16 protein-coding genes are annotated in these 16,312 nt (G+C 64.9%); 7 read left to right on the top strand and 9 right to left on the bottom strand.

Annotation, left to right across the window (positions count from 1 at the left end; translation table 11 throughout):
• Nucleotides 1-22 precede the first annotated feature (22 nt).
• The 6 genes from DIC66_RS12830 to DIC66_RS12805 all read right to left on the bottom strand — a co-directional run bounded on the left by DIC66_RS12830 (nucleotide 23) and on the right by DIC66_RS12805 (nucleotide 6,170).
• Nucleotides 23-1,273: an FAD-dependent oxidoreductase gene (locus tag DIC66_RS12830; RefSeq protein ID WP_117177786.1), complete on the bottom strand. Its 1,251-nt coding sequence runs from the start codon at nucleotides 1,271-1,273 to the stop codon at nucleotides 23-25.
• Nucleotides 1,270-2,430: an acyl-CoA dehydrogenase family protein gene (locus DIC66_RS12825; protein ID WP_117177784.1), complete on the bottom strand. Its 1,161-nt coding sequence runs from the start codon at nucleotides 2,428-2,430 to the stop codon at nucleotides 1,270-1,272. The genes DIC66_RS12830 and DIC66_RS12825 overlap by 4 nt, the downstream gene beginning before the upstream one ends.
• A 9-nt stretch (nucleotides 2,431-2,439) precedes the next feature.
• Complete coding sequence (locus DIC66_RS12820) at nucleotides 2,440-3,000, bottom strand: OsmC family protein (protein ID WP_117177782.1); 561 nt, start codon at nucleotides 2,998-3,000, stop codon at nucleotides 2,440-2,442.
• Nucleotides 3,001-3,044: 44 nt separating this feature from the next.
• A complete protein-coding gene (locus DIC66_RS12815) occupies nucleotides 3,045-3,932 on the bottom strand; it encodes a sulfurtransferase (protein WP_117177780.1) in 888 nt (295 codons plus the stop codon).
• Nucleotides 3,933-4,164: 232 nt separating this feature from the next.
• Nucleotides 4,165-5,778, bottom strand: coding sequence for a sigma 54-interacting transcriptional regulator (locus DIC66_RS12810; protein WP_117177778.1), 1,614 nt, complete (start codon nucleotides 5,776-5,778; stop codon nucleotides 4,165-4,167).
• A gap of 65 nt (nucleotides 5,779-5,843) precedes the next feature.
• Entirely contained in the window at nucleotides 5,844-6,170 is a 327-nt protein-coding gene (locus tag DIC66_RS12805; protein WP_147321305.1) for a hypothetical protein, read from the bottom strand.
• A gap of 188 nt (nucleotides 6,171-6,358) precedes the next feature.
• Here DIC66_RS12805 and DIC66_RS12800 point away from each other — a divergent pair, with 188 nt between their 5' ends.
• Complete coding sequence (locus tag DIC66_RS12800) at nucleotides 6,359-6,913, top strand: YceB family lipoprotein (protein WP_233505902.1); 555 nt, start codon at nucleotides 6,359-6,361, stop codon at nucleotides 6,911-6,913.
• A 12-nt stretch (nucleotides 6,914-6,925) separates the two neighbouring features.
• On the opposite strand, the gene DIC66_RS12795 is transcribed toward DIC66_RS12800, so the two are convergent.
• Complete coding sequence (locus tag DIC66_RS12795) at nucleotides 6,926-7,531, bottom strand: TIGR00645 family protein (protein ID WP_117177772.1); 606 nt, start codon at nucleotides 7,529-7,531, stop codon at nucleotides 6,926-6,928.
• Between the two features lie 111 nt (nucleotides 7,532-7,642).
• Between DIC66_RS12795 and DIC66_RS12790 the strand changes: the two genes are divergently transcribed.
• From DIC66_RS12790 to DIC66_RS12770, 5 genes are all read left to right on the top strand, one after another.
• Complete coding sequence (locus DIC66_RS12790; RefSeq protein ID WP_117177769.1) at nucleotides 7,643-8,596, top strand: cation diffusion facilitator family transporter; 954 nt, start codon at nucleotides 7,643-7,645, stop codon at nucleotides 8,594-8,596.
• Between the two features lie 10 nt (nucleotides 8,597-8,606).
• Nucleotides 8,607-9,305, top strand: coding sequence for a GntR family transcriptional regulator (locus tag DIC66_RS12785; protein WP_117177767.1), 699 nt, complete (start codon nucleotides 8,607-8,609; stop codon nucleotides 9,303-9,305).
• Between the two features lie 227 nt (nucleotides 9,306-9,532).
• Nucleotides 9,533-10,618, top strand: coding sequence for a BMP family ABC transporter substrate-binding protein (locus DIC66_RS12780; RefSeq protein WP_117177765.1), 1,086 nt, complete (start codon nucleotides 9,533-9,535; stop codon nucleotides 10,616-10,618).
• A 13-nt stretch (nucleotides 10,619-10,631) separates the two neighbouring features.
• Nucleotides 10,632-11,267, top strand: a complete 636-nt coding sequence (locus DIC66_RS12775; protein WP_117177763.1) for a flavin reductase family protein — start codon at nucleotides 10,632-10,634, stop codon at nucleotides 11,265-11,267.
• Nucleotides 11,268-11,279: 12 nt separating this feature from the next.
• Entirely contained in the window at nucleotides 11,280-11,795 is a 516-nt protein-coding gene (locus DIC66_RS12770) for a nucleoside deaminase (RefSeq protein WP_117177761.1), read from the top strand.
• A 63-nt stretch (nucleotides 11,796-11,858) separates the two neighbouring features.
• On the opposite strand, the gene DIC66_RS12765 is transcribed toward DIC66_RS12770, so the two are convergent.
• Nucleotides 11,859-13,427, bottom strand: coding sequence for an amino acid permease (locus DIC66_RS12765; protein ID WP_199534739.1), 1,569 nt, complete (start codon nucleotides 13,425-13,427; stop codon nucleotides 11,859-11,861).
• A gap of 118 nt (nucleotides 13,428-13,545) precedes the next feature.
• On the opposite strand from DIC66_RS12765, the gene DIC66_RS12760 reads away from it, so the two are divergent.
• Nucleotides 13,546-14,937: a putative bifunctional diguanylate cyclase/phosphodiesterase gene (locus DIC66_RS12760; protein WP_117177759.1), complete on the top strand. Its 1,392-nt coding sequence runs from the start codon at nucleotides 13,546-13,548 to the stop codon at nucleotides 14,935-14,937.
• On the opposite strand, the gene DIC66_RS12755 is transcribed toward DIC66_RS12760, so the two are convergent.
• Nucleotides 14,900-16,273 (bottom strand): aldehyde dehydrogenase family protein, encoded by a 1,374-nt coding sequence (locus DIC66_RS12755; RefSeq protein WP_117177757.1) that lies wholly within the window; start codon nucleotides 16,271-16,273, stop codon nucleotides 14,900-14,902. The genes DIC66_RS12760 and DIC66_RS12755 overlap by 38 nt on opposite strands.
• Between the last annotated feature and the right edge of the window lie 39 nt (nucleotides 16,274-16,312).

Below are 16,312 nucleotides of genomic sequence, written 5' to 3'. Positions count from 1 at the left end.
TATCGGTAAAGCAAAAGGGGAATCAGTGCAGCGTGAGCGGACACGAGCTGGTCTTCACCCGCACCACCGCCGCACGTTGGTCGTAGGGTACGGCCTCCAGGCCGCAGAGACTCGCTACGATGGTTTTAACCTGACGGGCAATAGGCTCAATGAAGCGGCTGGTCTGGCCCTGCACCGTGATGCAGTCACCCAGGGCGTGGATGTGCGGGTTGCTGGTGCGCAGGCTGGTAGCGTCCACCGCAATGCCGTTGTTCCATTCCAGCGCGGCACTGTGGGCCAGGCGGCTGGGGGTTTGCAGGCCGGTGGCCACGATGAGGTGGTCGGCCTCCAGTTGCTGGCCGCAGCGCGTGCGCAAGACCACGCGCTCGCCCCGCTTCTCCACCCCGGCCACTTGGAGGCCACCCACAAAACGCAAGGGCAAGTCCTGCCAGGCCTGCAGCAGTTGCGCACCTGCCTGCTGCGCGCTCCAGCGGGCCAGGGGCTCTGCCTGCGTGTCGATCAACGTGACGCGGTGGCCGCCCAGGGCCAGGTCGTTGGCCAGCTCGCTGCCGATCAGACCGGCACCCACGATCACGATGTCTTTGGCACCCCTGCTGGCGCCATCACCCAGACGCGCGCGCAGCCGCTGGTAGGCACCCAGGTGGTTGATGCGCCAGCACAGGGCGGCGGGCAGCTCGGGCGGTAGCGGCACCTCGGCGCCGTGTGCCAGCACCAGCGCCGTGTAGCGCAGTGTGCCGCGCGTGGTGCGCAGGCTGCGGGTGGCGGTGTCAATGCGGATGGCATGGGTCTGGGCCAGCAGGCGCACGTTCAAACGGCGGGCGGCATCCGCGCCGCATTCCTTCACCAACTGCGCGGGCGCGATGTGGCGCGCCACAGCCACCGACAGCAGGGGCTTGTCGTACACGTCGGCGTTGCAGGCGCTCACCAGGGTGATGGGCACAGTGGCGTCCTGCGCGCGCAGGCCCTCGGCCAGCTGCCAACCGGCACGGCCCGCACCCACGATGACCACGCCGGCGCGGTGGCGCTGCGTTGATGCCACGGCCGGGCTTGCAGCACTGGCGCTGGCCTTGAGGGCCTCCAGGCTGGGCGGTAAATACAAGGTGAAGTCGGCCTTGCCCACGCCGCACAGCGGGCAGGACCAGTCCTCTGGAATATCGGCAAAGCGCGTGCCGGGGGCCAGACCGCTGTCGGGGTCGCCCAGTGCCTCGTCGTAGATCAGGCCGCAGGCGTTGCAGATGTATTGCAGGTAGTCGGCAGTAGCTTCCATGCTCATGCCGGCATGTCCTGCGCGCTCAGGCGCGCCATCTCTTTGCGCAGGTGCTTGATGGCCGGTGTGACGATGGCTACGAAGTGCGACTCGCGCACGCGGCGCTGCACGTCCGAGCTCATCAGGTAGCCGCGCGCACCCTGGTGCATCAGGGCCGACTGGGCGGCGCGCAGGCAGAGCTCGGCGCCGTGGGCCCGGGCATCGAGCACATCGATAAAGAACGCGGTGGACGCATCAAACGGTGTGGCGCAGAGCTGCTTCACGCGCGCCACCAGTCCGTCCAACTCGGCCTGCAAGGTGTCGGGGCGGTCTTCCAGAAACTGGTTGACGTGGCCCAGCTGCGCCTCCACCGCCCACATGGAATCAATAGCGCCCTGGGTGATGCCCACGGCCATGCCACATTGCAGCATCACAAAGGCGCCGCGTATGCGGGCAATGGTGGGCTTGGCCGGGTCGGCGATTACGTCGTCCGCACCGATGAACAGGTCTTTGAGGTGCAGCGCGTAGGTGCCGGTGCCCTCCATGGCGGAGAAGCTGGGGCATTCGCGCAAAGTGACGCCGGGCGCATCACAGCGCAGCAGGAACATCAGCTCACGGCTGGGCGCGCCCTTGCCTTCTGCGCTATCCATCGCGGCAATGGCGCCGCAGTAATGCGTGGGAGCCAGGTTGCTGACCCAGGGCAGCGTGCCGTTGACCACATAGCCGCCGTTCACCGGTGTGGCGCGCAGCAGCAGGCTCTCGATCTCGGCATAGCTCTTCATGGGGTTGGACAGGGCCGTGCCGCCCAGGCCCAGGCCGGCCACATGGCGCTGCAGCACCTCGCCCATCAGCGCCGGGTTGCCCGACTGCTGCAGGTACAGGCCGCACACCGCCTGGCACCACATCATGAAGCCGGTGGCGCCACACACGCGCGACACCTCGGCCATGGCCTGGATGCTCAGAAAGTAGTCGCCCGCACCCGCCTGCGAATCCAGGTGCGCGCTCATGGCACCCAGGCCGGCGAGCTGGCGCAGCAAGCCCTCGGGGTACACGCCCTCGCGGTCTATGGATTCAACCGCCTGCGCCAGTGGCCCGGCAGCCAGGGCACGCACGGCGCCGAGCAGCACGTCCGGTGCGGGCACGGTGGCAGAGGTCAGTTCCCGGGGCAGGTCGGCGGGGTGCATGGGGGCTCCTCAATCGGCCAGGCTGATGGCAAAGGGAATAGGGTTGCGCATGGAGTTGGCCACGGGCGAATACATATTGGCGTGCTGCACGATCTCGTCCAGCACGTCGCGCGAGGCATTGCCCTCGATGTGCACCTTCACGCGAATGGCCTGAAAGCCCATTTGCGGCGGCGTTTTCTCCAGCGCGCCACCGGCACCCCATGCGGCGGGGTTGCCGATGTCGCCTTCCATGTGGATCTCGATCTTGCTCAAGGTCACCTGCTTCCAGGTGGCCACGGCCGTGATGCCCACGGCCAGGCAGCCGCCCAGTCCCGAGAGCACGATCTCGCCGGGCGCGGGGGCCGTGTCCTGGCCGAACAGGTGCAAGGGCTCGTCCACCACCACCGGGGCGTGGGCACCCACGTAGCTCAGGGACCGGTACTGTCCCTCCATGACGGTGCGGACCTTGTTGGTGCCGCGTGCGGCCGGGTTGCCACGGCCCTTCTCGGCAAAGGCCAGGAGGCCTTCGCGGTCAATCGGACGCAGGCTGGTGGTGATGGTGGTGACAGGTTCTTGTAGTGCAGTAGACATAGGGTGGCTCGGACGGAGTAAAAAATCAGTTGGATGCAGCAGGCTCAGGCAGCCAGCGCGGCCATAGGCTTGACAAGGGGCAGGCCGGTTTCAATTGGCAGCGCGTCGTCACGTGACCATTCGTTCCAGGAGCCGAAGTACATGCGCACGTCCGCAAAGCCGGCCTGCTTGAGCGCCAGGAAGGTGTTGGAGGCGCGTGCGCCCTTGAAGCAATACAGGTACACCGTGTCGGTGGGGCTGATGCCGGCGGTGGCGCATTCGGCGCGCACCTCGTCGGGCGACTTGAACACCGGGCCCTGGCCCGAGGGTTTCATGAAGCGGTACCACTCCAGCCACTTGGCGCCGGGCAGGCGGCCCTTGCGCGGGGCGAAGTCTTTGCCGTAGGGCGATGAGCTGTCACCGATCCACTCGTCCACATCGCGCACGTCCAGCAGCACGGTGCTGGTGCCCAGGGCTTTGGCCACATCGTCCTTGGTGAGCATCACATCGGCCATGGTCAGCTCGGCCGGGAACACGGCAGGCACGGGCACCACGGCCTCGGTGGACACGGGCAGACCGGCGGCCTTCCAGGCCGAGTAGCCGCCGTTGAGCAGCTTTACATTGGGGTAGCCCAGCCAGGTCAGCAGGTAGTAGCCGCGGCAGGACTGGCCGTAGCCGCTGTTCATGGCGTCTTCGTAAAACACCGCCGTCTCCTTGCCCGACAGGCCGATGGCACCCAGATGCTTGGCGAAGGTGTCTTTGAGCTCCAGCAGCCCCTCAGGGGTGGAGGTGGCCAGGTAGGTAAAGGTTTCGCGCAGGTTGACGGCACCAGGGATGTGGCCCAGGGCAAAGGTATCGGCATCGCGGGTGTCGATCACCACGACGGCCTCGGTGCTTTGCAGTGCCTGCAGCTGGACGGGCGAGATCAGGATGACGTCGGAGGAGATGTTCATGGAAGGGCCTTTTCAATGCGTGGGTGGAAGGTGGGGCCTACTGCATAGCGCAACAGCCGTGCCACAGCGCAGCGATCCGGTGAAACAAACCCGCAAAGCCTTGTGAAGGCTTCAGTGATTGGCCTGCGCGCTACTCAAACCATAGCAACGCACCGTCACACCACGCTTGCACACCACCCAAAAATCACACTGTGTCGACAAAATGTCGACACAGTGTCCAGGCCACTGAGCCTCAGCGCAGACCGGCCTTGCGCAGGCGGTAGCTGAGCTGGCGCAGCGTCAGGCCCAGGGTTTGCGCGGCGCGGGTCTGGCTGCCCTGGTGGGCCTCCAGCACGGCCTGCAGGCCTTCGGCGCTGTGCGATTGGGCGGACTGGTAGTGGCGCACCAGAGGCGCAGCGCTGGGCACATGGGCCTGCACGTCCAGGCTCAGCGGTGTTGGCGTTGGGGCTTGCGCGTGCGCCTGCTCCTGCGCACCCGGCATGAAGCGCTCCAGCTCTTTGGCCGTGACCGGCGTGTGGTCAGCCAGCAGCACCAGGCGCTCCACCAGGTTGCCCAGCTCGCGGATGTTGCCGGGCCAGGCATGGGCTTCGAGCCGCTCCAGTGCGGCGGTGGACAGGTACACATTGCGCTGGTGCGCCTGGTTGGCACGGCTGACAAAGTGCAGCACCAAAGCGCGTATGTCCTCGCGCCGCTCGCGCAGGCTGGGCAGGCGGATGGGGATGACGTTGAGGCGGTAGAACAGGTCCTGGCGGAAGCGCCCCTCGGCCACCTCGCGCTCCAGTGCGCGGTTGGTGGCGGCCACCAGGCGCACATTCACACGCAGCTCTTTTTGGCCACCCAGGCGCACCAGCGTGCCCTCCTGCAGGGTGCGCAGCAGCTTGGACTGCATGGCCAGCGGCAGCTCGCCAATTTCATCCAGAAAAATCGTGCCGCCGTTGGCCTGCTCAAACCAGCCGGGGCGCGCGGTGTTGGCGCCAGTGAAGGCGCCACGCTCGTGGCCGAACAGCTCGGACTCGAACAGCGTGTCCGGTATGGCCGAGCAGTTGACCTTGATGAAGGGCTGGTCGCGCCGCCCACTGGCCAGGTGTACGGCACGGGCAAAGAGTTCCTTGCCGGTGCCCGACTCGCCCAGCAGCAGCACCGTGGCCTGGGTTTGCGACACGCGCTCGAGCTCACTGAGCGCCTGCAACAGCGGTGGCGAATTGCCAATGAGCCCATAGCGCGCAGTGTGGGTGTTCAGGGCCTGTGCCAGCACAGCGTTCTGCGCCTGCAGTTGCCCGGTCTGCTCGGCCACGAGTTGCTCCAGCTGCAGCAGCTGCCCGGCCAGCGTGGCCAGCACGCGCAAGAGCGCCAGGTCGTCATTGAGGTGGCGCTGGCGGCTGCGGATGCGGTGGCAGGCCAGCACGCCCACGGGCACGTTGTTGATCTCGATGGGCAGAGCCAGATAGGCCACGGTCTCGGGCGGCAGTTGGGCCCGGCCCACGGCGCGGAACAAAAACAGCGGCTCGGCATCAATGTCCTGCACGATGGCCGGCTGCCCCGTGGCCAGTACGCGCCCGGTGATGCCCTCGCCGCGCAGGTAGCTGCCGCGCGCGATTTCAATCTGGGTCAGGCCATAGGCCTGGTGGATGGAGGCGCGGCGCTCCGGGCCTGAGCCCGCCGGGTCGGCCAGCACGATGCGCCCGCGGTTCAGGCCCAGCAGCTCGCTCATGAGGTGCAGCATCTTGCCCAGGGCCAGCCGGGGCGCGGGGCTGCGCCCCACCAGGCGCATGACCTCGCGCATCAGCAGGAGTTCTTGCTCGCGCCAGGCATGGGCGTTGTGCGGGGGCTGGGTGTTGGGGGGCATGCAGCTTGCCAAGCAAGTTCTGCACCTTGCTGCAGGCACGGGGCCGAGCAGCTGCCGGGTAAATCCTAGTGAAAGGACGCGGTCGACTGGCGCGGTGCCTGGGCCTCAGCGCCCTGGCTCCTGTTGCGCTGGTATTCCTGCGCGTGGAGCTCCAGGATGGTGATCAGCTCATCCACCTTGCCCAGGAATTCGTCCTTGCTGACGCAGGGCTGCTGGATGAACATGCGACTGGCGTTGTCCGAGATGTCGATCTTGCCGGCCTGGCGGGCCCAACTGCGGGCCTCGCAGGAGGCCAGCAGGGCCAGGCGCCCCAACTCGCCCTTCCGGCGAGCGTGGTGCAGGTCGGCAAGCAGATCTTCTAGCCCTAATTGGATTCCTATTGCGCTGGTCATGTTGCATTGCAGCATAGGAATGATTCCCTTGCAAGCTTTACCGCAAAGACCCTGACTTTCGGTTTGGAAAGGGGCATGCCACATCGGCGCAAAGAGGCAACGCGTCAAACAGGTCCATGATGGCTGGATGTCAGCGGCGCGCCGCTCAGGAGCACCCCATGCAACGCAGAACCCTTTTCGCTTTCACAATGTCCCTGGCACTGGCGCAGCGCGTCTTGGCCCAGGCCACCACCAGCGACACCGAAGCAGAGCCACAGGCCCAGCCCCACCTCACCGTGTCATTGCAACAGATGCAGGCCGCACTGGCGCAGCGCTTTCCCCTGCGTTATCCGGTGCCCGGCCTGCTGAACCTGGATGTGCAAACGCCGCGCCTGCAACTGCTGCCGGCGCAGAACCGGCTGGCTGCGGCCATGGACGTTCAGGCCGCAGGAGCCGCCCTGCAGCGCAGCCACCAGGGCACGCTGGAGCTGGACTTTGCCCTGCGTTATGAGGCCAGTGACCGCAGCATTCGCGCGCACCAGCTGCGCCTGCGCCGCCTGCAGTTCCCCACGCTGCAACCCCCTGTGGTGGCTTTGCTCAATGGCTATGCACCGGCACTGGCCGAGCAGAGCCTGCTGGAGGTGGTGCTGCACCGCCTGAGCCCCAAGGACCTGGCCCTGCCGGACACCATGGGCCTGCAACCCGGCAGCCTCACAGTGACCGACGCGGGTGTGGTGATGGGCTTTGTCACCAAACCCCTGTAAGGCCGCTACCGCTCAATGCTGGGACGCCGCGTGGGTGCTGGTGGGGATCTTGTCGGTATACGCAATGGCCAGTGCGCTCAGCAGGAACACCACGTGGATAGTGGTCTGCCACATCAGCACCTTGACGTCGTAGTTGGCAGCGTTGATAAAGGTTTTGAGCAGGTGGATGGAGCTGATGCCGATGATGGCCGTGCCCAGCTTGACCTTGAGCACCGAGGCGTTGACATGGCTGAGCCACTCGGGCTGGTCAGGGTGGCCTTCCAGGTCCATGCGTGACACAAAGGTCTCGTAGCCCCCCACAATCACCATGATCAGCAGGTTGGAGATCATCACCACATCGATCAGTGCCAGCACCACCAGCATGATGATGGTCTCGTTGAGCGCGGTGATCTGCACATCCGAGCGGTAGCCAATGCTGGTGATGAGCGCCTGCAACGCGGGCTGGCTGCCAAAGGCAGCTTCGAGCAGGTGCACCAGCTCCACCCAGAAATGGAACACGTACACGCCCTGTGCAGCAATCAGCCCGATGTAGAGCGGCAGCTGCAACCAGCGGCTGGCGAAGATGAAGCGGGGGATGGGGCGCAGTGTGGGCGAAGGAGCAGGTTTGTTGGAAGCCATGGGTGTTCTGGGGGTTGGATCGGTGGTTGCTGAGGGCGTATTGTAAGAACGCAGACTACAGCGGGGTGACAATAGAGCCCTGCACCGCAACCCGCCTGACCACCTGCCGCCATGAACTTCTCCGACCTTGACGATTCTTCCGAGCATGCCACGCACAGTGTGGCCGAGCGCGCTGCTGCGGCCTCGCGCAGCACCTGGGTCAGCGTGGTGGTGAATGTGGTGCTGTCCAGCACGCAAATCGTGGTGGGGGTGATGGCCAAGTCACAGGGCCTGATTGCCGACGGCCTGCACTCACTGTCCGACCTGGTGTCCGACTTTGTCGTGCTGTTTGCCGGCCACCACGCCAAAAAGGACGCTGACGAAGACCACCCCTACGGTCACCAGCGCTTTGAGACCGCTGCCTCGCTGGCCCTGGGCGGGCTGTTGCTGGCGGTGGGCATCGGCATGATCTGGTCGGCCCTGCAAAAGCTCGAGTCCCCGGCCTCCATTCCCACAGCCCACATCAGCGCCTTGTGGGTGGCGCTGGGTGCCATTGCCGCCAAGGAGCTGCTGTTTCGCTACATGCTGCGCGTGGCCAAGGCGGTGAAGTCCAGCATGCTGGTGGCCAATGCCTGGCATGCGCGCTCGGACGCGGCCTCGTCGCTGGTGGTCAGCCTGGGCCTGATGGGCAACCTGCTGGGCTACCCGCTGTTGGACCCGATTGCCGCACTCATCGTGGGCTTCATGGTGGGCAAGATGGGCTGGAGCTTTGGTTGGGACGCCCTGCACGACCTGATGGACCGCGGCCTGGACGAGGCCGAGGTGCAGGCCATCCGCCAGACCCTGGTGGACACGCCCGGCGTGGCCGGTGTACATGACATACGCACCCGCAAGATGGGTGACATGGTGGTGGTGGATGCCCACATCGAGGTGGACGCCACACTCACCGTGGAGGCCGGGCACAACATTGCCGTGGCAGCCCGCCAGGCCGTGATGCAGCGCCACCGCGTGCTCAACCTGATGACCCATGTGGACCCCTCGCAGCGCCCGGACCGGGACCACGACGCCGCCCACCCGGCGCATTAGGCCGCCCGGCATGCAGGACACAGTCAAGCCCGGCCGCACCCCGCGTTCGGCGCCCAAAAGCCCGACACCGCTGGCGACGGACGCGGCCCTGAACCAGACGGTGTACGACACCCTGTTTGACGCCATCCTGGGCGGCACGCTGCCACCCGGCGCCAAGCTGGCCGAGGCCCAGCTGTGCGCGCAATTCGGCGTTAGCCGCACCGTAGTGCGTCAAGCGCTGCACCGGCTCTCCGAGCTGCATATCGTCCACATCGTCCCCAACAAGGGGGCCACCGTGGCCGCGCCCACGCCGCAGGAGGCGTTGGAAGTGTTCGAGGCGCGCCGGGCGGTGGAAGAGGCCATCATCAAGCGCCTGGCCCAGCGCATCAGCCACTCGGAGCTGGAGCGCCTGCGCCTGCGCCTGGCGGCCGAGCACAGTGCCCTGCATGGGCAAGACCATGCGCGCTGGGTGATGCTGGCCGGAGGCTTTCACCTGGCTTTGGCACAGATGGCGGGCAACACCGTGCTGCTGCGCATGCTGACCGAGTTGCTGACGCGCTGCTCGCTCATCGTGGCCCTCTACGAGCCGCCGGGCAACGCCCACTGCGAACACGCCGAGCACGAGCGCCTGGTGGACCTGCTGGCCCTGCGCGATGGCGAGGCCGCGGCCCGCCTCATGGGCGAACACCTGGACAGCCTGCAGGCGCGCCTGAAAATCCAGCGGTCCTGAGGGCCCCACAGCGCCGGCACCGCAAGCTAGCCTGCTGTGCACTGCGGCGGAGCGCCAGACTTGTGGGCGCGCCAAAAGGAGGCGCCAAAGCCATTTTGTATACGATAATAGTTTTGCAAAAAATCCAATAAATTCAATGCATTCAGCAACTTCTTCGCGTGGCATGTTCCGTGCATGTATACAAAGTTCCAGTGCTTGACTGGTCCCCACTACCGAAGGAGTCCCCCATGAATCGCCGTCGTTTATTGCTTGCCAGCGGACTGGCCGCAGGCGCCCACACCCTGTTGAACCATGCCGCCCTGGCGGCCACGCCCCCGAAGCTGAAAATCGGCTTTGTGTACCCTGGCCCGGTGTCGGACTCGGGCTGGACCTACCAGCACGACCTGGGCCGCAAGATGGTGGAAAAGGAGTTCGGCAGCAAGGTGGAAACCGTGTTCGTGGAAAACGTGCCCGAGTCAGCCGACGCCGAGCGCGTGATCCGCGACCTGATCGCCACCGGCTGCAACATGATCTTCACCACCTCCTTCGGCTTCATGAACCCCACGATTGCTGTGGCCGCCGATTTCCCCAAGGTGGTGTTCGAGCACTGCTCGGGCTACAAGACAGCGCCCAACGTGGGCATCTACCAGACCCGCTTTTACGAAGGCGCCTACCTGCTGGGTGTGATTGCCGGCCTGAAGACCAAGACCAACACCATTGGCTATGTGGCGCCCTTCCCGATTCCCGAAGTCATACGCAATCTGGACGCCTTTGTGCTGGGCGCGCGCAGCGTCAACCCCAAGGTGAGTGCCAAGGTGGTCTGGGTCAACACCTGGTACGACCCGAGCAAGGAGCATGAAGCCGCGCTCACCCTGATCAACCAGGGCGCAGACGTGCTCTACCAAAACACCGACTCCACTGCCATCGTGCAGCTGGCCGAAGCCCGGGGCATCTACGCCTTTGGCCAGGACTCCGACATGTCGCGCTTCGGCCCGCGCGCCCACCTCTCCGGCAACACCGCCAACTGGGGCGTGTACTACCTGTACAAGGTCAAACAGATGCTGGAAGGCAAGTGGAAATCGGAAGACACCAAGTGGGGCATGAAGGAGGGCATCGTCCAGGTCGTCAAGCCCAATGCCGAGGTGCCGCCCAAGGTGGTGGCCCTGTTCGAGCAGAAGAAGGCCGAGATCATCTCCGGAAAGTTCCACCCCTTCAGCGGCCCGATTGTGGACATGGACGGCAAGACCCGAGTGGAAGCCGGCAAGACCATCACCGAAGACGAGCTGTGGCAGATGAAGTGGTACGCCACTGGCATCGTCGGCAAACAACCCTGAGGAAACCAGCGCCATGACCGAGATCGATTTTGGGGAGATCAGCGCCTACCAGCGCTACAAACTGATGGCCAGTCTGATCGTGCCCCGACCGATTGCCCTGGTCACTACCCTGGGGGCCAACGGGGTGGTCAATGCGGCGCCTTTTTCCATGTTCAACATGGTGGGCGAAGACCCGCCCATCGTCATGCTCAGCATCAACCGCCTGCAGGACGGCCGCCTCAAGGACACCGCGGCCAACATCCTGGCGAGCCAGCAGTTTGTGGTGCACATGACCGACGAGGACATGGCCGACAAGATGCACGCCTGCGGCGAGAGCTTCCCCGCCGATGTGAGCGAGATCGAGCGCGTGGGCCTGCACACCACGCCCTCGCACTGCATCGCACCTCCGCGCATTGTGGAGGCCCCCGTGGCCTTCGAGTGCGTGCTGCACGAAACCCTGGAGACGCCCAGCCGCTATGTGTTCATAGGCCGGGTGCTGTGGCTGAGCGCACGCGCGGGCCTGGTGGACACCGTGGCCTGGCGGGTGGACCTGCGCCAGTACCACCCGGTGGGGCGCTTTGGTGCCAGCTTCTACGTGAAGTCCAACGAGCGCTTTGCCATTGACGGGCTGGACCGCGAATCGCGCAGCACAGCCATCGATACGATTTAAGGAAACACCGCCATGCCCTCTGCTTCCAACTCCACAGCGGCCGTGTCCGATCCGGCTGCGGCTGTTTCAGATACAGCGCCCATGGCCCTGGCCATCGCCGCCTCGGCCGCCGCACTGGAGGCCGGTGACATGCCCTTTGGCGCCACCCTGGTAAGCCCCGCAGGCGAGGTGCTGCTGGTGGCCCGCAACAACCAGGTCAGCACGCAGGACTGCACCGGCCACGCCGAACTGGTGCTGGTGCGCCAGGCCGCCGGCAGCCTGGGGCCGGACAGCCTGCGCGGCGCCACCGTATATGCCAGCGGCGAGCCCTGCGCCATGTGCTGCGGCGCCATGTTCTGGGCCGGCATTGGCCGCGTGGTGTACGCCGCATCCACAGCGGACATCGCCCAGGCCTTGGGCGGCCCGCTGCTGCCTCTGGACAGCCGCTCCGTGCTGGCGGGCGCAAGCCCGGCGGTGGAGGTGCAAGGCCCGGTGATGGGGGCAGAGGCGATTGCCGTTCTGCAGCGCTTTGCCAGCACGCCCCGCTAAGCCAACCAGACAAAGAAAAAGCGGCCCACGGGCCGCTTTTTTTATGGGGTGGAAAGGACTGCTTTAGCCCGCTTCCAGCGCCTTCTCCTGCGCTGCAATCAGGGCCTGGCGCTTGGCTATCTCGTCGCCCACCGGTGGGCCCTTGAAGCGCTTGTTTTCCAGGCCAAACCAGAGCACGCCCAGGAAGATCAAAAAGCCGATGGTGTAGTAGCCCAGGCCCGGCACAAAGCCGGTCTTGGCCACCGCGTCGGCCTCGATGGAGGGCACGAACACGTGGCCGGCAATGATGGTCACCACGGTGCCAATGGCCACGATGATGGCAAAGGGCTTGGACAGGCCGCCCAGGCGGAAGGGGCCGTAGGTGGTCCAGGTTTTGCCTTCGGCAAAAAAGCCCGCCATGATGGGCATGCCGTAGGAGATGTACAGGTACATGGCGCTGCCGGTGGAGAGGGCCGCAAAGGCTCCCAGCGGGGTGGTGATGGCTGTGAGCAGGCTGGTCAGGATGGCCGTGGCCCAGATGGCCGCCACGGGTGTGCGGTGCTTGGGGCTGACCGACTTCAAGAGGCCCGAGAAGGGCAGGCCGTCATCGCGTGCAAAGGCGTAGATCATGCGCGAGGTGGACGTCACTGCGGCCAGCGCGCAGATGAAGTTCGACAGAATCACCGCCAGCAACAGGATCTTGCCCAGGAAGCTAGACAGGATGGCCGCGATAAACAGCTCGTTGAAGGAATTCCAGCCGGTGGCCGCTGCTGCCTTCAGGTCCGGAATCGCCAGGATCATGGAGATGATCAGAGCAAAGCCAAACAGGATGGACCACAGCACGGCGTGCAGCATGCCCCTGGGCACGGTGTTGCGCGCATCCTTGGTTTCCTCAGAAGTATGGGCAGACGCGTCAAAGCCGGTGATCGTGAACAGCGGGTACAAGAGGCCAATCACAAATGCCATCAGCGGGCTGGACTCGGGGGCCACGCCGCCGCCGGCAGCGCCGGTGTTGTTCACAAAGGCAAAGGCACGGCCCACGTCGAGGCTGGGTGCGGCCATCACAAACATGCCGATCAGCAGCACCGTCACAACAAAAATCATGTAACCCGAAAAGTCGGTCAGCATGGTGGTGATCTTGATGCCGAAGTGGTTCAGCAAGGCCTGCACGGCAGTAATGGCGGCCACCGAGACGATTTGCGTGGTCTGCGACCAGGTGCTGACATCCCAGCCCAGCACGGCGCCAAAGAACAGGTCCTTGCTGATGAGGTACAGGAACACATTGACGGCGGGCACCACAAACAGCAGGCCCAGAAGGTTCACATAGGCCGTGGCCCAACCCCAGAAGCGTCCGCCCAGGATGGAAGACCAGTGGTAGAGGCCACCCGCGGTGGGGTAGGACGAGGCAATCTGCCCCAGGCTGGCCGCCACGATCAGGGCAAAGGCGCCCCCCACCAGCCAGCCAATGGTCAGCGAGAAGCCGCCGCCGCTGGAGAGGGCAATCGGGAAGGAGCCGAAGCCACCCGAGAGGATACAAATGATCGAGAACGAAATGGCAAAGTTCTGGAACGCGCCCATGCGTCGGTGCAGTTCCTGGGCATAGCCCATGCCGTGCAGGACTTTTTCGTCCTCTGTCATGTGTTCAGTCTTCATGGTTTACCCCGTTTATGTGTTGATGACGCCGCAAGCCCATTGCATCCTAGGTGTGCCGCAACAAAGCGACTATCCCGAATCGGCATGCCTACAATCCGCATGACACACCGAAAAATACATGCTCACCCCCGCCACCCTCATGCAAGGCGCGTACCAACTTTGGTATGGCCCGGACTTGGTGCATGTACAGGGCAGGCGTGCGCGCCGGGCACTGATGCTGGGCAGCATGGGCATGTGGATGATGGGCCTGGCCTGGGGCCTGTATTTCAGCTACCTGGGCAACTGGCCTCTGGTGGCGCTCGATCTGTGCATGATTTGCGCCGGGCTGGCGTCCGCCGTTCTCATCTGGCGCAAGCAGGTGCAGTGGGCCGCTGTGCTGATATTCACCACGCTGTTTGCCGTCATCTGTCTGATCGCCTGGCTGTTTGATGCGTCCACGCCGCAATCTCCGCGCACCACGCATCTCTACCTGCTGCCCCTGAGTGTGGCCGCGTTGATGATCTTCAGAGCCTCGGGCCCCTGGCTGCGCCATGGCATTGCACTGGCCTGTCTGCTGGCCATGGCGTTTCTGTCCATGCGCTATGGCTCGCCCTACCCGCAATACGCCCTGCCCGAAAGCGTGCGCGCCACTGGCGGCTGGGTGCAAGTCACAGCGGCGCTTGGCCTGTTGTACGGCATGCTGCATGTGATGCAAAACGATGCCTCGGTGCGCTCCCTGCTGGAGGAAGAACTGCAGCAGGCACTGGACCAGCAGCAGTTCGTGTTGCACTACCAGCCGCAGCTCGATTCCCAAGGCCGGGTGATTGCCGCCGAGGCCCTGATACGCTGGCAGCACCCGCAGCGCGGTCTGGTGCTGCCGGGCAAATTCATCGAAGCGGCCGAGCAGACCGGCCTGATTCTGCCGATGGGGCTGTGGGTGTTGCAGCAGGCTGCGGTGCAGCTGCAGGCCTGGGCCATGCTACCGGCTTGCGCGCAACTGCGCCTGGCGGTGAACATCAGCCAGCTGCAGTTTCGCCAGAAGGATTTTGTGGCCCAGGTGCTGGGGCTGATAGACCGCCACGGCATTGCCGCGCACCTGCTGGAGCTGGAGATCACCGAGTCCATGCTGGTGGAAGACCTGCCCGACATCATCCAGAAAATGACGGCCCTGCGCGCATGTGGCGTGACCTTCTCGCTGGACGATTTCGGCACCGGCTATTCGTCCCTCAACCACCTCAAGCGGCTGCCGCTCAACCAGCTCAAGATTGACCAGTCTTTTGTGCGCGAAGTGCTCACCGATGCCAACGATGCCTCCATCGCCCGCACCGTGGTGACGCTGGGCCACAGCCTGGGGCTCAGCGTGATTGCCGAGGGTGTGGAGTCCGCCGAGCAGCACGCCTTTCTGGTGGCCTGCGGCTGCGAGTTCTTCCAGGGCTATCTGTTCAGCCAGGCCCTGCCCGCAGACGCCTTCAATGCCTATGTGCAGGACAATTTCACACGCTGCGCAGATGCCAGGCCCGGGGCCGCGTAAATGTGGCAATGCCGTAGGTTGAGAGGGTCAGGCCCACGCCGGAGTCGCCGTGCCCGCTCCAGGGCAGGCGGGGGCTGACGCGGTCGCAGCAGTTCCAGTACACCGTGCCGGCCTGCACCTGGGACAGGATGGCCCGGGCACGCTGTGCGTCGGGCGTGAAGACACCGGCGGTGAGGCCGTAGCGGGTGTCGTTCATCAGCTGCACGGCCTCGGCATCGCCCGAGACTTTTTGCAGGCCGATGATGGGGCCAAAACTTTCTTCGCGCATCAGCTCCATGCTGTGGTTCACATGGGAGAACACGGTGGGCGCATAGAAGTTGCCGGGGCCCGCAAGGCGCGCACCACCGAGCAGCAGCCGGGCGCCCTTGGCCTGTGCGTCGGCCACCTGGGCATCGAGCACGGCAAGCTGCGGTGCACGGGTGATGGCACCAATATAGGTATCTTCAGAGGCCGGGTCACCGACCTGGAAGGTTTTGACGGTGGCCACAAACGCGTCCACAAAGGCGTCGTATATTGCTTCGTGCACATAGACACGCTCCACCGAGCAGCAGCTTTGTCCTGTGTTGTACATGGCGCCATCGGCCAGCGACTCGGCCGCCACCTGCACATTGGCGTCTTCGCACACATAGGTGGGGTCCTTGCCGCCCAGTTCCAACTGCAGCTTGACCATGCGCGGGCCCAGCGCCTGCGCTATTCTTGCGCCGGTGGCGTACGAGCCGGTGAAGAACAGGCCGTCTATCTTTTGCGCCTGCAGGGCCACGCCCACATCGCCGCCACCCACCACTGCAATGAATACATCCTCGGGGATGCCTGCCGCATGCAGCAGGCGCGCCATGGCAAGACCGGTGAGCGTGGCAAATTCGGAGGGCTTGTAGAGCACGGCGTTGCCGGTCAGCAGGGCGGGCACATAGACATTGCCGCCGACAAACCAGGGGTAGTTCCAGGCCGAGATGTTCACCACCACACCCAGGGGCGTGTGCTCGATCTGCTCGGTCATGCCGCCTTCGTCATAGACGGTTTCGGTGGCCAGTTGCGCATCGACTTCCTTCAGGAAAAAGTCGATGCGGCCCAGCAGACCATTGAGCTCGTTGCGCGACATCTTGATGGGCTTGCCGGTCTCGGAGGTCATGGTGGCAGCCAGGCTGTCCAGCTCGGCCACGATGGATGCGCGAAAGCGCGTGATGCATGCCTTGCGCTCGGTCAGGGGCACGGCGGCCCACGCGGGCTGCGCCGCACGGGCGCGCGCGGCCTTGGCGGCTACCGATGCGGCGTCATCCGCCTCCACTTCGGTCAGCAGTTTGCCGGTGGCGGGGTTATGGATGGCAAGAGTGGGCATGGCAAAGTGTCCTTGGCAATATATATATATTTATAAACG

The organism is Rhodoferax lacus, from assembly GCF_003415675.1.
Taxonomy (GTDB): domain Bacteria; phylum Pseudomonadota; class Gammaproteobacteria; order Burkholderiales; family Burkholderiaceae_C; genus Allorhodoferax; species Allorhodoferax lacus.
The sequence above is the reverse complement of the archived record's forward strand: the minus strand, read 5'-3'. Positions and strand labels throughout refer to the sequence as shown.

Excerpts from the sequence above, each read along its gene's own strand:
- DIC66_RS12815 (WP_117177780.1), bottom strand. The coding sequence starts at position 3,932 with ATGAACATCTCCTCCGACGTCATCCTGATCTCGCCCGTCCAGCTGCAG.
- DIC66_RS12825 (WP_117177784.1), bottom strand. The coding sequence starts at position 2,430 with ATGCACCCCGCCGACCTGCCCCGGGAACTGACCTCTGCCACCGTGCCC.
- DIC66_RS12810 (WP_117177778.1), bottom strand. The coding sequence starts at position 5,778 with ATGCCCCCCAACACCCAGCCCCCGCACAACGCCCATGCCTGGCGCGAG.
- DIC66_RS12830 (WP_117177786.1), bottom strand. The coding sequence starts at position 1,273 with ATGAGCATGGAAGCTACTGCCGACTACCTGCAATACATCTGCAACGCC.
- DIC66_RS12790 (WP_117177769.1), top strand. The coding sequence starts at position 7,643 with ATGAACTTCTCCGACCTTGACGATTCTTCCGAGCATGCCACGCACAGT.
- DIC66_RS12800 (WP_233505902.1), top strand. The coding sequence starts at position 6,359 with ATGTCCCTGGCACTGGCGCAGCGCGTCTTGGCCCAGGCCACCACCAGC.
- DIC66_RS12780 (WP_117177765.1), top strand. The coding sequence starts at position 9,533 with ATGAATCGCCGTCGTTTATTGCTTGCCAGCGGACTGGCCGCAGGCGCC.
- DIC66_RS12765 (WP_199534739.1), bottom strand. The coding sequence starts at position 13,427 with ATGAAGACTGAACACATGACAGAGGACGAAAAAGTCCTGCACGGCATG.
- DIC66_RS12820 (WP_117177782.1), bottom strand. The coding sequence starts at position 3,000 with ATGTCTACTGCACTACAAGAACCTGTCACCACCATCACCACCAGCCTG.
- DIC66_RS12755 (WP_117177757.1), bottom strand. The coding sequence starts at position 16,273 with ATGCCCACTCTTGCCATCCATAACCCCGCCACCGGCAAACTGCTGACC.
- DIC66_RS12760 (WP_117177759.1), top strand. The coding sequence starts at position 13,546 with ATGCTCACCCCCGCCACCCTCATGCAAGGCGCGTACCAACTTTGGTAT.
- DIC66_RS12770 (WP_117177761.1), top strand. The coding sequence starts at position 11,280 with ATGCCCTCTGCTTCCAACTCCACAGCGGCCGTGTCCGATCCGGCTGCG.
- DIC66_RS12795 (WP_117177772.1), bottom strand. The coding sequence starts at position 7,531 with ATGGCTTCCAACAAACCTGCTCCTTCGCCCACACTGCGCCCCATCCCC.
- DIC66_RS12785 (WP_117177767.1), top strand. The coding sequence starts at position 8,607 with ATGCAGGACACAGTCAAGCCCGGCCGCACCCCGCGTTCGGCGCCCAAA.
- DIC66_RS12805 (WP_147321305.1), bottom strand. The coding sequence starts at position 6,170 with ATGACCAGCGCAATAGGAATCCAATTAGGGCTAGAAGATCTGCTTGCC.
- DIC66_RS12775 (WP_117177763.1), top strand. The coding sequence starts at position 10,632 with ATGACCGAGATCGATTTTGGGGAGATCAGCGCCTACCAGCGCTACAAA.